We start from the raw sequence: 14,543 nt of genomic DNA, 5'->3' as shown, positions 1-14,543 counted from the left end.
TCCATTATCCCATGAAAAATTTAGTTTTAAAGAGCATCGGAATTGTATTGGCCATCATTGCATGGAGTTGTGTGGAGGGCCGTGAATTTGGAACATTGGAAGCCAACTGCACTACGGATATTACGGCAAACATCACTTTCGCCGCTTTGGATTCGCTGGTTCAAGACGATGTGGTACAGATTCAGGAAGATTGGGTGCTGGAGGGCTATGTGATTTCTTCCGACAAAGCAGGCAATTTTTTTAATGTACTTTATCTACAGGACCGTCCCACGAATCCTTCGGGGGGACTGAGGTTGGAGACGGATTTGCAGGAGTCGCATTTACTGTATCCAGTCGGGAGCAAAGTTTATATCAAACTAAAGGAACTCTATCTGGACCGAAGGGGAACTACGCTTGAGTTGGGAGGGGTTTTCTCCTCTTTTGGGAACCTCTCGGTAGGTCGATTGCCCAGGGGAAAGGTGTTTGAGCACGTATTTAGCTCCTGTGAAGGGGTGGGTACGGTTCACCCATTTAAGACAACCATTTCGGAAATTGACAGTATTCCTTCGGAAATATTGGTGCAGTTGGATTCATTGGAGTTTGCAGAAGATATTTTGGGTGAAACCTACGCCATTCCCGAGGAAGAAACCGAACGCATCTTGATGGATTGTGCGGAAAATCAAATTACTTTGTTGAACAGTGGCTACTCCGATTTTCAGGCAGAGCCATTACCGCAAACCAATGGAACCCTAACGGCCATACTCACCAAAGATGGGAAGTCCCCTCAGTTGATCATCCGTAGTTTGGAAGATGTGTCCTTTACCAATGACCGCTGTCCGGAAATCATCACAGAGTTTACTTCCAATCGTATTTTTATTTCGGAATTGGCCGACCCGGACAACAATTCCGGCGCGCGCTTTGTGGAACTGTACAATGCGAGTGAAGAACCGCTGGATTTAAACCTGTGGACGCTCCGACGCTATACCAACGACAATACGGAGGTGAGTTCTACCATCGATTTAACGGGCTTCATAATCAATGGCGAAAGCACCTTGGTGATATCCCCCAACGCCTCCGAATTTGAACTGGTATATGGCTTTCCTCCCGATTTAGGGGTGTCCACCAACAGCCCTGCCGATTCGAACGGGGATGACAATTTGGAGCTTGTGGACCCTTTTGGGACCGTCATTGATGCGTTTGGGGTCATTGGAGAGGATGGTTCCGGAACCAATCACGAATTTGAGGATGGCCGTGCGGTACGGAACATCGAAATTACCACCGCAAACCCCGTGTATACATTTTCGGAATGGACTATCTTTAACGATACCGGAGAGGCGGGAACCGTACAACAGCCCCAGAACGCCCCCGAGGATTTCACCCCCAGTGTACGGGAGTGAACATACTGCGCAGCATACCCCAATAACATTTTAATTCTTTTATTATGAAAAATGCCAAAATGTATTGGGCTATGGTAAAAATAGCTCTTGCGGTAATTACGATTTCCGCATGTGAAAAGGAAGAATCCTTAACACTTAAACCGCAACCTGAAGCACAGGTAGAATCGGATACTTTACAAAGAGTGAAGTTGGGAAAAAAGCTCGAGAATCCATATTCAGTGAAGAATATGAAACTAGCTTGGGAAAGCTTAAGCTCCAAAAAGAAAGTTACAAAAGAAGGGGAAATTGAGGCTACCCATTTCTATGTGAAATTTAAACCAAAGGATGAGGAGGAACTTGCCAAACTTAAATTGGATTCTACTTTGGTGCTGTATGACATCCCATTGGATTTTGAAGTAGTTGAATCGGGTGATTTTTACCATGACCCCGAAATTCCGATGGAACAACCGACGTTTCAATATGCCTCAATCCCTTTAGGAAATCCTTTTCCAGAGGATATTGAACATGAGATATTGGAAGATCTTTTTATTCCAGACGAAGATTCGGATACAGAAAATGATTCAAAAACCAAATTTGCCTCTAAACAAGTTATTGAAATGCTTGTTGATGAATCATTGTACTTAACGGGCAACTTGGATGCCCAAGAATATCAAAGTTCTTCAACAGCAAAGAGTAGGTGGCGTCCCGCAGGTAGAATTAGGGTTTTTGACCATATATTGGATAATTACGTAGGAGTATCCGGTGTAAAAGTTAGGGCAAGAAGGTGGTTTACCACACACCGAGGTTTTACAGATAGCAGCGGAAGATATACATGCGATGGTCGGTTTAGACGTGACGCAAATTATAGTATAAAATGGGACAGGTATGAATTTAGTATCAGGTCGGGCACCTTTGGGCAAGCCATATTGAACGGACCCAAAAGACGTGGGGATTGGAATGTTGATCTCGGGAGTTCTTCAAGCAATGTTGTGAACAACAGCCAACAGTACTATGCTTTGATACATCAAGGTGCTATGGACTATTATTACGGTGGAAGGTTTGGATTGACATCGCCCCCGAGAAACAGTTTTTTTAAGAGACAGTTGAAAATTGCCGCCCAACTAAAAAATGACAGGTCTTCCTATGTTAAGGCTAGAAGGATTTGGTTTGGAAATGATATATCTTTAATGGAGTGGCGTTCACAATCTGACGAAGTTTATGGAACCATTGTCCACGAACTCGCCCATGCCGCCCATAGGGAAGTGGATAGAAATGCATACAACGCGGTGGTCTGGGATGCTTGGTCAGGTCCATGTACATCACTAAATGGTTGCTCAAACCCTGGGCCAATAGGAAGGGACCGTCGTAGATTATTGGAAAGCTGGGCTTCGGCGGTGGAAGTCACCTTTGTATTGCATCGCTATAGGAATCTTTTTAATAGGCCAAACTATATATATGAGGATGAAAACCTACAACTTCAAAGAATAGAAGATCACCCCTATTACACTTCTGCTGGTTTTGATATGACAGATACCGTCAATCAAAGATTGCTTTATGGGTCAAGTTACCCCATTGATAGAGTCCAAGGTTACACCATCAAGCAATTAGAGAGTGCCTTGGTTGGTGCCAAATCGTGGAATCAGTGGCGGGACAATATCAAGAATAGGTATAGCAACCCAACAGAAATATATCTGGATGAACTTTTTAACAATTGGAAGGATTAAATTATTAAGATGATGAAAAGTATGTATTTATTATTGGCCCTTTTACTAATGGCGTGCGGCGAAAATTTAGGAGAGCGGGACGTTTACCATTATTCCATGGAAAACAAAAGTGGCAGGCCTTTGGTGATCAAGAGCTACCGCTCGGATTTTCCCGATGTAACTCCGGAAATCACCACTTTAGCTATTGATGCAAAACTGGAAAAGGTATTTACGGACGGGTTGCCCCCCAGCGAATACAATTTCAAAGTTTTTCTTGCAGGGAGTCGGCTTTACGATTCTTTGGTAATCATTTATGCCAATGAAAGAAGGACAATCTTCAAATCAGAATGTAATCAAAACCCGCGAAATCCAATCGATGTATGTTTGTATGGGGATTTCACCGAGGATTTTGTATTCACTGTAGAGGATTACAACAATGCGTTGCCCTGTGAAGGTTCATGTAATTAATTTAACTTAAAATATAAGAAATTTTGGGCAGCCCTATTACTTGACCCTTAAAAAGCCTTATACCCAAACTTTTGTCCACCAACCGAGGCGTCGGCCATTAGGCCGGCCTTGGGCAGGGCAAAAACGGCTACACCATCCTTGTATTTGGCATTAAAGGCAATACCGGATTTTAGGGCAACAGCAGAGGTTTCGGCCGCAAATTGGAATTTTTCGGTTTTGAAGCGTTGTAAATCCACATCCGTCTCAAAAAAGATGACCTCGATAATGGCCTGACCACCCGCTTGTAGTCCAATGTTCAACTTTTTCAAATCGGCCATGCCCACTGCTTCTCCATTTTCGTAGACTACGCCGTTACCGGATGCCCCGCCAATAATAAAACCACCTTTCCCTACATTCGGGAAAATTACGTAGCCAGCGGAATCTTCAAAAAAGCGTTCCAAGCCCGGACTGGTCTCCAGTAGGGTCGTTTTGGCCTTTTGGGCATCCTGCATAATCTTTTGGTCCTTTCTACTTTGGGCCGAGGCAACGGTTGTTGTTAACAATAGGGTTGCCAGGGCACATATTCTTATCAATTTCATAGTGTCATTATTAAGGTTCAATCAAAAGTAACCAAACAACTTGCTCCAATTTGGAAAGGGTTTGCCAAATAGTGTTAAGGAAAATATAGAAAATCAAGGAACTCGATCAAAGGAGGTGAAACCAATAGAGAAAAACTATGTTTTAATAATATATTAATATCAAACGTCTATGGTCTAGGCAAGCAATTTAGTATCTTTAAGGAACTGAAAATTAATATAAAACAACGATACAATCATGAGTACAGAATTGGCAAACGGGGCAGATGCAAGCATGTGCCCACACCTCAATGCGATGAACCAAGCTGCAGGGGAGGGAACTTCCATCGATTATTGGTGGCCAGAGCAATTAAATTTGGGCATTTTGCGCCAACATTCGAACCTGACCAACCCTTTGGGCGAGGATTTTGACTATGTGGAAGCCTTTAAGTCACTCGACTTGGATGCCCTAAAAAAAGACCTTACCGATTTGATGACAGACAGCCAAGATTGGTGGCCTGCAGATTACGGACATTACGGACCATTTTTTATCCGTATGACATGGCACGCTGCCGGTACGTACCGGGTACAGGATGGCCGTGGTGGAGCTGTTGGAGGACAACAACGTTTTGCCCCATTGAACAGCTGGCCGGATAACGCCAACTTGGACAAAGCACGTCGACTATTATGGCCCATCAAACAAAAATATGGGAACAAAATTTCTTGGGCCGACCTTTTGGTGTTGACCGGAAACGTGGCCTTGGAGTCCATGGGCTTCAAAACCTTTGGTTTTGCCGGAGGACGCAGGGACGACTGGGAAGCTGACAAAGCCACAAACTGGGGACCCGAAAAAGTATGGGTCGGAGATGAGCGTCACGATGATGACGGTATGTTGAAAGGTAACCTTGCTGCCGACCATATGGGATTAATCTATGTTAACCCAGCAGGACCTAACGGAGACCCAGATCCTCTTAAAGCAGCGAAGTACATCAGGAACTCCTTTGGCCGTATGGCTATGAACGATGAGGAGACCGTAGCCTTGATTGCTGGAGGACATACCTTTGGTAAAGCACACGGAGCGGGACCACATGAACACAAAGGCGTAGAGCCAGAAGGTGCTGCCATGGCCAATCAAGGATTTGGTTGGATGAGCGATTTCAAATCAGGAAAAGGACCCGATACCATTACCGATGGTGAGGAAGGCGCCTGGACCAACAACCCCATCAAATGGGATATGGGCTATTTTGAAAACCTATTTGGTTACGAATGGGAAAAAACAACAAGTCCGGCAGGAGATGTACAATGGCAACCCGTGAATGGTGGAGGAGCAGGAACCGTAGTAGATGCTTACGACCCAAACCTTAAGCACGCTCCAATGATGTTCACTACGGATTTGGCCTTGCGCGTAGATCCGGAATACGAAAAAATTTCACGTAGATTTTACGAAAACCCAGATGAGTTTGCAGATGCCTTCGCACGTGCTTGGTACAAGTTGACCCACAGGGATATGGGACCCAAAGCCGTATTGTATGGACCAGAAGTGCCAGAAGAAGAACTGTTGTGGCAAGACCCCATTCCAGCGGCGGATTACGAAACTATCAACGATGACGATGTTGCCAATTTGAAAGGTAAAATCGTAAGCGCCGGATTGAGTGTGTCAGAACTGGTTTCAACAGCATGGGCTTCAGCCTCTACTTTTAGGGGTTCTGATAAGCGTGGTGGAGCCAATGGCGGACGTATCCGTTTGGCCCCTCAAATTGATTGGGAAGTCAACAATCCAAAACAGTTGAAGAAAGTATTGAACACCTACGAAGTGATTCAGCAAGGGTTCAATGATGAGCAATCTGGAAACAAAAAAGTATCCATGGCCGATTTGGTGGTCTTGGGAGGTGTAGTAGGTATCGAAAAAGCAGCAAAAGATGCTGGTTATGATGTCTCCGTACCCTTCACACCGGGCCGTACCGATGCTTCCGCGGACCAGACCGATGTTGAATCCTTTGAATGGTTGAGACCTCAGGCCGATGGATTCCGCAACTACTTTGCGCCAAATTTTGAGACCACCCCAGAGACCATGTTGGTGGATAAGGCTGAGCTATTGACCTTGACCGCTCCTGAAATGACCGTTCTTTTGGGTGGTTTGAGAACCATAAACATCAATTTTGATGGTTCCGACCATGGCGTGTTTACGGATAAGCCCGGTACCTTGAGTAATGATTTCTTTGTGAATCTTTTGGATATGGCGACCCAGTGGGAAGCAACATCTGAAGCCGAAGAGGTTTTTGAAGGTAAGGACCGTAAGACCGGAGAGGTAAAATGGACCGGAACCCGTGTAGACCTTATTTTTGGTTCCAACTCCGAGCTACGTGCCTTGGCAGAATTGTATGCGGGCAGCGATTACAAAGAGCGATTTGTAAAAGATTTTGTTGCCGCATGGACCAAAGTAATGAACTTAGATCGTTTTGATGTGGCCTAGGTTCATCGGAGCGAGTGAATAGAAAAAGAAAATTGAATTAAATGCTGCCATGACCCCACAAGGTTATGGCAGTTTTTTTATAACTTTCACAGAGCTATGAACAACAAGCAGGAACTTTTCAATCAGATACGGTCGGGCAATCTAGAGACCGTACAAAAGCTACTGAACAACGACCCAGCTTTGCTGGAAGTCAAAGATGAAAGGGGCTCCACGCCATTATTGTTGGCCGCATATTATGGCCATACCGATTTGGTGGATTTTTTACTTAAAAAAGGAGCCAAAGTCGATGCCTTGGATGGTTCGGGCAATACCGCACTTATGGGAGTTTGCTTTAAGGGCTATACGGATATTGCCCAAAAACTGATTGATGCTGGTGCCAATGTGAGCCAAAAAAACGCTATGGGCGCTACCTGTCTCATTTACGCAGTCACTTTTAACCGAAAGGATATTGCCGAAATGCTTTTAAAGCATGGGGCCGATGCAACGGTGAAGGATGCACGCGGCAACACCGCCATGGACTTGGTGAAGGAACAAGGAAACACGGAACTGGAGGAACTCTTAAAACAATACTAGATGTCCAAAACCTTGAACATTGCTTTGATTCAAACCACATTGCATTGGGAAGACCCGGTAAACAATAGGAAGATGTTCGATGAGAAGTTAGCAACTATTCCTTCGAATGTCGATGTCATTGTGCTGCCTGAAATGTTTACCAGTGGCTTTACCATGAACCCCGGAAATATAGAGCCATCGGAAGGGGAGATTACGGTGGATTGGATGAAGGCTTTGGCAAAGGAAAAGGACTCGGCCATGGTCGGGAGCATTGTTTTTCAAGAGGAAAATCAATTTTACAATCGACTTTTTTTTGTCTATCCTGATGGTTCCTTCAAGCATTATGATAAAAAACACACCTTTACCTTGGCAGGAGAGGATCAAGTGTACGAGGCAGGAAACGAAAAACTTATTTTGGACTTTAAAGGATTTAAAATCTGCCCGATGATTTGTTACGATTTGCGATTTCCAGTGTGGTCCAGAAATTCGGAGGATTACGATGTGCTGATGTACGTTGCCAACTGGCCCAAGAAAAGAATCGCCGCTTGGGATACACTCTTAAAGGCAAGGGCCATTGAAAACATGGCCTATTGCGTCGGGGTCAATCGCGTAGGTTTGGATGGGGCTGATTTCGAATGCACTGGGCATTCCGCAGTATACGATGTCCTTGGAGAGCAATTATGTTATTCCGAAAAGGAAGAGGTACTTTACGCCACTTTGGACAAGGCCCATATCGAAGATACCAGAAAACAATTACGATTTTTAGAGGACAGGGACCGCTTTAGTTTGATAGAATAAAGGTTTCTTCCTTTTCCCAGTTTGCCCTGATTTCTATGGTGCCCGGATAATAGCTGATTTTTTCGGGCTGCTGTTTTTTCAAGTAATTTCCCGTATCCCATTTTCCGTTTCCGTTCGAATCAAAAATAACGCGGGCGATATAATTCCCGGGGTTTAGATGATTAAATTCAAAGGTTTGTACTTCCGAGGCGACTATTTCGCGTTGCACCACACCCTTTTCATTGGTCAACTGCACAACGATGGGATAGGTTACGTCGCCACCCAAAATCATCCTAAGGTTACCGTAATCGGCAAAACTTCCAGTTGATAGGTTGTAGTCCAAGGTATCGTTTTGCATCCCAAAAAAATCTGTGATGGCACCGGGCATTATCGAGAAGGAATACTTTTGATTGGGCTCTACCTCAAAATCAAAATCTACTTTGTTTTTAAGGGTATCCAAGACAAAAGTATAAGGCATGGGAATGGAATCGCTCACATTGAGAGAAACTTGGCTCGTATCCAACGCAACAATGGGAGTATTGGCCAATATGCTGAAGGTGTCCTCAAAATTGAACTTCCCCGTTACAGAGGTGGATAGTTTTAAGGAATCCATGGGAAGGTCACGCATTTTTACCGTAAAAGTATCGATGGCCTCGACTTTGTCGTTTCTAACAGTGAAAATAATCGAGTCCAATTCTGTCGGGCTAAGCCAATAATTCAAGGTGTCTTTGTCCCTCTCTTTTAAAAGGGTAGTGCTCACAGAGTCCGGCAAGGTAGTCAAGGATTCGATGACCATGTCCCTGTAATCTCCTTGGTATCCAAATATGATTTTGTTCTTGGCCACCATACTGGGTACCGATGCCTTGTAATTAAGCTGTTCCCTAAACAGGTTCAATACATATATGGAATCTGTTGGTACGGTAATGGTGTCGGCAACAAAACCGATTTTATCCTGGGATTGATCGAACATATTGTTTTTGTTCACATCCTTGAGCCCAAAAAGAGCATATTTACCGCCTTTCAGGTTTTTTAGTTCAAAAAAGGGCAAACTATCTCCAGTGTTGGTGATGTACAAAGGTGGCTGTTTAAACACCGTGGAATCTGTGTAGGTACTATCCATTTCGTAGAGCATCACACTGATAAATTCATCCGCTTTAAGGTTGACCGCATCGGAAACAGCCCCGGTCAGGGTCAAGGAATCCAAATAATCTCCTGTCGAAAACACATAGGTCAAAAAACTGTTTGGGTTTTTTTCGTTGTTGTCTACGATGCTTTGTCCAAAATTAATGGTGTAGGTAGCGTTTTCCCTCAGCGTATCCTTTATCTCCACTTCGATATACTTGCTGGGAGCACCCATGGGTGTTATGGTAGCTGGGTTTTTAAATGGGGGCGAAACGACCAACTGGTTTTGGACATCTTCCAGTTTGATAAGCTCATCGAAATAGAGGCGTATTTTCTTTGCCTTGAAATTAGTGGTAAAGTTTTCTGGTTCGGCCCTTACCAACTTGGGGGGCGTAGTATCCTTGGGACCGCCGCTGGGAGAACCTCTCTTGGCGCATTGCCAAAGGGCCATCACCATAAATGCAAAAAAAAGAAGTCCCAACGATTTTTTCAAATAAACCATGCCGAAAACATTGTGGAACAAAGAAACAACTAATTTAAAAAATGCGATACCGCATTGGCAAAATTTAACCCTTTGGCACCACCGCCATACTCAAAACAGAAACTTCCAATCCTTTTACCTGCAGCAAGGCCTGAGCGCAGGACTCGATGGTGGCACCCGTCGTGATCACATCGTCGACCAATAGAACTCTTGTATAGGAGATATTTTTGGAAAAGTCGAGGGTAAAGGCATCCTTGGAAGTTTCCCATCTCGTTTGCCGGCCTTTTTTGGTCTGGGTTTTGGTGTTCTTGGTCTTGATCAGCCAATTGTCACAATAATCCGCTCCGATATGCTGCGCTACATGGCGAGCGAACAATGCCACTTGGTTGTACCCCCGTTTTTTCAATTTCTTGGGGTGTAAGGGAACCGGGACTACAACATCAATATCCTTCAGTTGGCCAGATTCTTTCAAAAGGGTGCCGCACCAATCCCCAAAAAAACCACCGATCTGTTCTTGATTTTTGTACTTAAGCCAATGCAGTACATTTTTTACTAGGCCATTTTTGGAGAAATAAACGAAAGATGCCGCCTTTTTTATGGGGATTCTACCATAAAATATGCGGTCCACAGCGTTTTCTTCCAGATAGTTATGATCGGTGAGTGGCACATCATGTCGACAAACGGCACACAAAACGTGTTCTCCCCTAAATAATTGGGCATTACATCCAAAACATGCCCTTGGCAATAGGATGTTGTTAATCTCGTTTATTATCTTAGCCAACCTTTTTGGTGTCAAATCTTATACATTTTTAGCGTAGTCTGTCAACCCCATGAACTCCCAAGATAACACTTTTAACTACAAAATTATCTTTGCCGCTATGGTTGCGGTAATTGTGGGGATTCTTATTGCATTTTATTACAGCTACGCCCAGTCCAAAAACCAAATGATTTACCTAGAGGAAGAAAAATCACTTTTGGTCAAGGATTTGACATTGATGCGTGCCGAAGTGGACCGTTTGTCCGGGTTGAACGAGGTCAACGAAATCGAACTACAGACCTCCCGTTTTAGGGTACAGCAATTGCTGGATTCCGTAGGTAGGCTCAATTTTAGCATCACCAAACTAAAGGAGACCCGAAAGGAACTGAGAAAGTTGGAGTTGAGATTTGACAGCCTTAAGCTAAAAAACAACTTTCTTCGGTACAACAATAGCCTCTTGGCAAACAAGTACAACGAGACCATTAAGCAACTGGAAGAGCTCAGGGGAAGGGCCAGCAGCATGCAACAGACCGAATCGTTATTGCGGGAGACCAATAAGGAGTTGACCAGAGAATTACGTATTAAAAGTTACCTGAAATTACAGGATGCCGAGGGAAGCGGTTTTAGATTGCGGGCCGGCCGTCCCATCAAGACTAATAAAGCATCGGTAATAGAGAAGTTACGGGGATGTGTCACCATCTTAAGTGATCCCAATTCCAAAGGAGACATCAAAGTACTCTACCTGCAGTTTTTGGACCCGAACATGGCTATCATCGAGGACAATGCCAGCACCATTTCAGTGAGTGGCAACACCTACAGTAAAAAGGTGGAAATTGTGTACACTGGGAAAGAAATCAGTATCTGTGACGCCATTACCGTGCCCGAAGGTTCTCTGGCGGAAGGAATTTACACCCTAAATGTATTCGAGGACGAAAGATTGTTGGCTTCCACCGAATTTCAGCTGAAATAGCATACTACTTTTTGGGTAAAATTCTATTTTTGCCCAATGGCAAATCAGGAAGACATTTTTAAGAAGGTTATCTCCCACGCAAAGGAGTACGGATACGTATTTCAATCCAGTGAGATCTATGATGGACTCAGCGCTGTTTACGACTACGGTCAGAACGGTGCAGAGCTAAAGAAAAACATTCGCGAATATTGGTGGAAGGCCATGGTGCAGCTCAATGAGAACATCGTGGGCATCGATGCCGCCATATTTATGCATCCCACCACTTGGAAGGCCTCTGGCCACGTGGATGCCTTCAACGATCCATTGATCGATAACAAGGATTCCAAAAAAAGATACCGTGCCGATGTCCTTATCGAGGATTACGTAGCTAAAATTGAAGCCAAAATCGACAAAGAGGTGACCAAGGCCGCCAAACGATTCGGTGACAGTTTCGATAAGGAGCAATTCATGTCTACCAATCAGCGGGTGATAGATTATCAGGAAAAGGCTGATGGTATCCTTAAGCGAATGGGACAATCCCTTGCCAAAGAGGATTTGGCCGATGTAAAGGCCCTGATAGAGGAGTTGGAGATTGCCTGTCCACTATCAGGATCAAAAAACTGGACCGATGTCAAGCAGTTTAACTTGATGTTCGGTACCAAATTGGGCGCTTCTGCAGATAATGCCATGGACCTTTATCTACGTCCGGAGACTGCACAAGGGATATTTGTCAACTTTTTGAACGTACAGAAAACGGGAAGGATGAAAATTCCGTTCGGGATAGCCCAAACAGGAAAAGCCTTCCGTAACGAAATCGTGGCCCGTCAGTTTATCTTCCGTATGCGGGAGTTTGAGCAGATGGAGATGCAATTCTTCATCAAACCAGGTACACAAATGGAATGGTACGAAGCGTGGAAGGAAAAACGGATGAAGTGGCACCTTTCTTTGGGTATGGGAGAGGAGAACTATCGTTTCCACGACCATGAAAAATTAGCCCACTATGCCGATGCTGCCGCTGACATTGAATTCAAGTTCCCTTTTGGATTTAAGGAATTGGAAGGGATCCATTCCCGTACGGATTTCGATTTGGGCAAGCATGAAGAGTACTCGGGCAAAAAACTCCAGTATTTTGACCATGAGGAAAATAAGAGCTATACCCCATATGTATTGGAAACTTCTATCGGATTAGACCGTATGTTCTTGGCGGTATTCTCCCATGCTCTGCAAGAGGAAGAGTTGGAAAACGGGACTACGCGCACCGTACTTAAGATTCCAGCAGTGCTCGCACCGAACAAAGTGGCTGTCCTACCATTGCTTAAGCGTGATGGTTTGCCTGAAGTCGCACAAAAGTTGGTGGATGAGCTTAAATGGGATTTTAATGTAGAGTATGATGAAAAGGATGCCGTGGGGCGTCGCTACCGTCGTCAAGATGCTGCAGGAACACCTTTTTGTGTTACAGTGGACCATCAAACCTTGGAAGACGATACGGTGACCATCCGCCACAGGGATACCATGGAACAAAAACGCGTAAAACTTTCAGAGGTGAAAGATATCATTTCCAAGGAAGTGGATATGCGTTATTGGCTACAGAAAATCTAAGAATTAAAATAGACCTGTAATTTCGCCATCATCATTGATGTCGATTTTCTCGGATGCTGGATGCGCTGGCAATCCGGGCATGCGCATAATGTCGCCTGTAATCGGAATCAAAAATCCCGCGCCTACAGCTATTTCTATTTCGCGTACCGTGATGATAAAATCCTTGGGTCTACCCAAAAGCTTCGGATTGTCGGATAGTGATTTCTGCGTCTTGGCAATACAAACGGGTAATTGCTCCAGCCCCAAATCCGCAATTTTACGAAGGTCAGCCTTGGCCTTGGCCGTGTAATCCACATATTCTGCTCCGTAGATTTCGGTGGCAATGGTAGATATTTTGTCCTGCACGGAAGACTTCCAATCGTAAAGCGGTTGGAATGCAGAAGCGCCGGAATCCACAATATCGATGACGTTCTTTGCCAATTCTTCGGCACCTACGCCACCTTTGGCCCAAACATTGGCAACCGCTACGCGTACACCTTTGGATGCTGCCAGTTCTTTAATAACGGCGATTTCTTCATCGGTGTCGGTAGTAAATTTATTGATGGCAATTACGGGCACCACCTTAAACTTTCCGATGTTCTCCAAGTGTTTTTCCAAATTGGGCAATCCTTTTTTCAAGGCAGCCACATTGGGTTCGGTCAACGATTTTAAATCGGCACCACCGTGATATTTTAAGGCTCTAATCGTCGTTGTGAGTACAACCGCCTTTGGCGTCAAGCCAGCACTTTGACACTTGATATCGAAGAATTTTTCGGCTCCGAGGTCAAATCCAAACCCTGCTTCGGTCACGGTGTATTCTGAATGGGACATCCCCATTAGCGTAGCTATCACCGAGTTGGTTCCCTGGGCAATGTTGGCAAAGGGACCTCCATGGATAATGGCAGGATTCCCTTCAATGGTCTGTACCAAATTCGGTTTAATGGCATCCTTCAATAGTGCTGCCATGGCCCCTTCGGCCTTTAAATCCTTGGCGTAGATGGGTTTTTTATCATAAGTGTAACCAACGAATATATTGCCCAATCGTGTTTTGAGGTCGCTCAGACTTTCGGCCAAACATAAGATGGCCATAATCTCGGATGCTGCGGTAATATCAAAACCCGTTTCCCGGGGAACGCCAGAAGAAGTTCCACCCAAGCCAACAATCACATGGCGTAAGGAACGATCGTTCATGTCCATCACCCGTTTCCATCCAATGGTACGTGGGTCGAGCATCAAGGAGTTGGTCTTGCTTTGAATATTATTGTCGATAATGGCCGATAAGAGGTTGTGCGCCTTTTCGATGGCCGCAAAATCTCCTGTAAAATGCAGGTTGATGTCCTCCATGGGCAGGACCTGGGAATGACCACCACCTGTAGCTCCGCCCTTAATCCCAAAAACGGGTCCCAGCGATGGCTCACGCAAAACAACCGTGGATTTTTTTCCTAGGCGGTTCAACCCTTCGGATAATCCTATGGACATGGTGGTTTTCCCCTCTCCCGCAGGTGTGGGCGAAATGGCCGATACCAAAACCAAATTGCTTTGTTGTGCTTTTTCACGGTTGATGGCCTTTAACGGAAGCTTTGCTTTGTATTTTCCGAACATTTCAATCTGTTCGGGGTCGATTCCGAATTTTTGGGCAATGGAAGAGATGTGTTTTAATGAAACACCTTTGGCAATCTGTAAATCGGTCATAGTCTTGATGTTTGTCAATTGGGATGGGATTTCCCAAAAATTCAATAGACAAGATACTATAATTGAGGGAGTAAAACTATGA

General features: G+C 44.7%; 12 protein-coding genes. 8 read left to right on the top strand and 4 right to left on the bottom strand.

Annotated features, from left to right (window positions below):
- The first annotated feature begins 11 nt into the window (after window positions 1-11).
- Genes RBB12_RS01600 through RBB12_RS01590 form a run of 3 tightly spaced genes read left to right on the top strand, consistent with a single transcriptional unit; the run spans window position 12 to window position 3,526 of the window.
- Window positions 12-1,376 carry a DUF5689 domain-containing protein gene (locus tag RBB12_RS01600; RefSeq protein ID WP_306012527.1) on the top strand — a complete coding sequence of 455 codons (1,365 nt, stop codon included), beginning with the start codon at window positions 12-14 and terminating at the stop codon, window positions 1,374-1,376.
- Between the two features lie 44 nt (window positions 1,377-1,420).
- Window positions 1,421-3,079, top strand: coding sequence for a hypothetical protein (locus tag RBB12_RS01595; RefSeq protein WP_306012526.1), 1,659 nt, complete (start codon window positions 1,421-1,423; stop codon window positions 3,077-3,079).
- A gap of 9 nt (window positions 3,080-3,088) precedes the next feature.
- Window positions 3,089-3,526 carry a hypothetical protein gene (locus RBB12_RS01590; protein WP_306012525.1) on the top strand — a complete coding sequence of 146 codons (438 nt, stop codon included), beginning with the start codon at window positions 3,089-3,091 and terminating at the stop codon, window positions 3,524-3,526.
- Between the two features lie 47 nt (window positions 3,527-3,573).
- Here RBB12_RS01590 and RBB12_RS01585 read toward each other — a convergent pair whose 3' ends face one another.
- Entirely contained in the window at window positions 3,574-4,104 is a 531-nt protein-coding gene (locus RBB12_RS01585) for a lipid-binding SYLF domain-containing protein (protein WP_306012524.1), read from the bottom strand.
- 235 nt (window positions 4,105-4,339) lie between these two features.
- Here RBB12_RS01585 and katG point away from each other — a divergent pair, with 235 nt between their 5' ends.
- The 3 genes from katG (at window position 4,340) to RBB12_RS01570 (ending at window position 7,903) form a co-directional block, all read left to right on the top strand.
- On the top strand, window positions 4,340-6,553 hold the full coding sequence (gene katG, locus RBB12_RS01580; protein WP_306012523.1) for a catalase/peroxidase HPI: 2,214 nt from the start codon (window positions 4,340-4,342) through the stop codon (window positions 6,551-6,553).
- 96 nt (window positions 6,554-6,649) lie between these two features.
- Complete coding sequence (locus RBB12_RS01575) at window positions 6,650-7,126, top strand: ankyrin repeat domain-containing protein (RefSeq protein ID WP_306012522.1); 477 nt, start codon at window positions 6,650-6,652, stop codon at window positions 7,124-7,126.
- Window positions 7,127-7,903: an amidohydrolase gene (locus RBB12_RS01570; RefSeq protein WP_306012521.1), complete on the top strand. Its 777-nt coding sequence runs from the start codon at window positions 7,127-7,129 to the stop codon at window positions 7,901-7,903.
- Here the strand turns inward: RBB12_RS01570 and RBB12_RS01565 are convergent.
- Together RBB12_RS01565 and RBB12_RS01560 are read right to left on the bottom strand one after the other, a co-directional pair.
- The gene (locus RBB12_RS01565) at window positions 7,887-9,506 is read right to left on the bottom strand and encodes an Ig-like domain-containing protein (RefSeq protein ID WP_306012520.1); all 1,620 of its coding nucleotides are present in this window, start codon (window positions 9,504-9,506) and stop codon (window positions 7,887-7,889) included. The two genes, RBB12_RS01570 and RBB12_RS01565, sit on opposite strands and share 17 nt — an antisense overlap.
- A gap of 64 nt (window positions 9,507-9,570) precedes the next feature.
- Complete coding sequence (locus RBB12_RS01560) at window positions 9,571-10,266, bottom strand: ComF family protein (RefSeq protein ID WP_306012519.1); 696 nt, start codon at window positions 10,264-10,266, stop codon at window positions 9,571-9,573.
- A 49-nt stretch (window positions 10,267-10,315) separates the two neighbouring features.
- Here RBB12_RS01560 and RBB12_RS01555 point away from each other — a divergent pair, with 49 nt between their 5' ends.
- Window positions 10,316-11,212 carry a hypothetical protein gene (locus tag RBB12_RS01555; protein ID WP_293280760.1) on the top strand — a complete coding sequence of 299 codons (897 nt, stop codon included), beginning with the start codon at window positions 10,316-10,318 and terminating at the stop codon, window positions 11,210-11,212.
- 36 nt (window positions 11,213-11,248) lie between these two features.
- Window positions 11,249-12,790, top strand: a complete 1,542-nt coding sequence (locus RBB12_RS01550) for a glycine--tRNA ligase (protein WP_306012518.1) — start codon at window positions 11,249-11,251, stop codon at window positions 12,788-12,790.
- A gap of 3 nt (window positions 12,791-12,793) precedes the next feature.
- On the opposite strand, the gene RBB12_RS01545 is transcribed toward RBB12_RS01550, so the two are convergent.
- Window positions 12,794-14,461: a formate--tetrahydrofolate ligase gene (locus tag RBB12_RS01545; RefSeq protein ID WP_306012517.1), complete on the bottom strand. Its 1,668-nt coding sequence runs from the start codon at window positions 14,459-14,461 to the stop codon at window positions 12,794-12,796.
- Between the last annotated feature and the right edge of the window lie 82 nt (window positions 14,462-14,543).

The sequence above is a fragment of the Allomuricauda sp. MMSF_3307 genome, from assembly GCF_030733585.1.
Lineage (GTDB): Bacteria > Bacteroidota > Bacteroidia > Flavobacteriales > Flavobacteriaceae > Flagellimonas.
The sequence above is the reverse complement of the archived record's forward strand: the minus strand, read 5'-3'. Positions and strand labels throughout refer to the sequence as shown.

Excerpts from the sequence above, each read along its gene's own strand:
- RBB12_RS01595 (WP_306012526.1), top strand. The coding sequence starts at position 1,421 with ATGAAAAATGCCAAAATGTATTGGGCTATGGTAAAAATAGCTCTTGCG.
- katG (WP_306012523.1), top strand. The coding sequence starts at position 4,340 with ATGAGTACAGAATTGGCAAACGGGGCAGATGCAAGCATGTGCCCACAC.
- RBB12_RS01600 (WP_306012527.1), top strand. The coding sequence starts at position 12 with ATGAAAAATTTAGTTTTAAAGAGCATCGGAATTGTATTGGCCATCATT.
- RBB12_RS01550 (WP_306012518.1), top strand. The coding sequence starts at position 11,249 with ATGGCAAATCAGGAAGACATTTTTAAGAAGGTTATCTCCCACGCAAAG.
- RBB12_RS01575 (WP_306012522.1), top strand. The coding sequence starts at position 6,650 with ATGAACAACAAGCAGGAACTTTTCAATCAGATACGGTCGGGCAATCTA.
- RBB12_RS01555 (WP_293280760.1), top strand. The coding sequence starts at position 10,316 with ATGAACTCCCAAGATAACACTTTTAACTACAAAATTATCTTTGCCGCT.
- RBB12_RS01585 (WP_306012524.1), bottom strand. The coding sequence starts at position 4,104 with ATGAAATTGATAAGAATATGTGCCCTGGCAACCCTATTGTTAACAACA.
- RBB12_RS01570 (WP_306012521.1), top strand. The coding sequence starts at position 7,127 with ATGTCCAAAACCTTGAACATTGCTTTGATTCAAACCACATTGCATTGG.
- RBB12_RS01565 (WP_306012520.1), bottom strand. The coding sequence starts at position 9,506 with ATGGTTTATTTGAAAAAATCGTTGGGACTTCTTTTTTTTGCATTTATG.
- RBB12_RS01545 (WP_306012517.1), bottom strand. The coding sequence starts at position 14,461 with ATGACCGATTTACAGATTGCCAAAGGTGTTTCATTAAAACACATCTCT.
- RBB12_RS01590 (WP_306012525.1), top strand. The coding sequence starts at position 3,089 with ATGATGAAAAGTATGTATTTATTATTGGCCCTTTTACTAATGGCGTGC.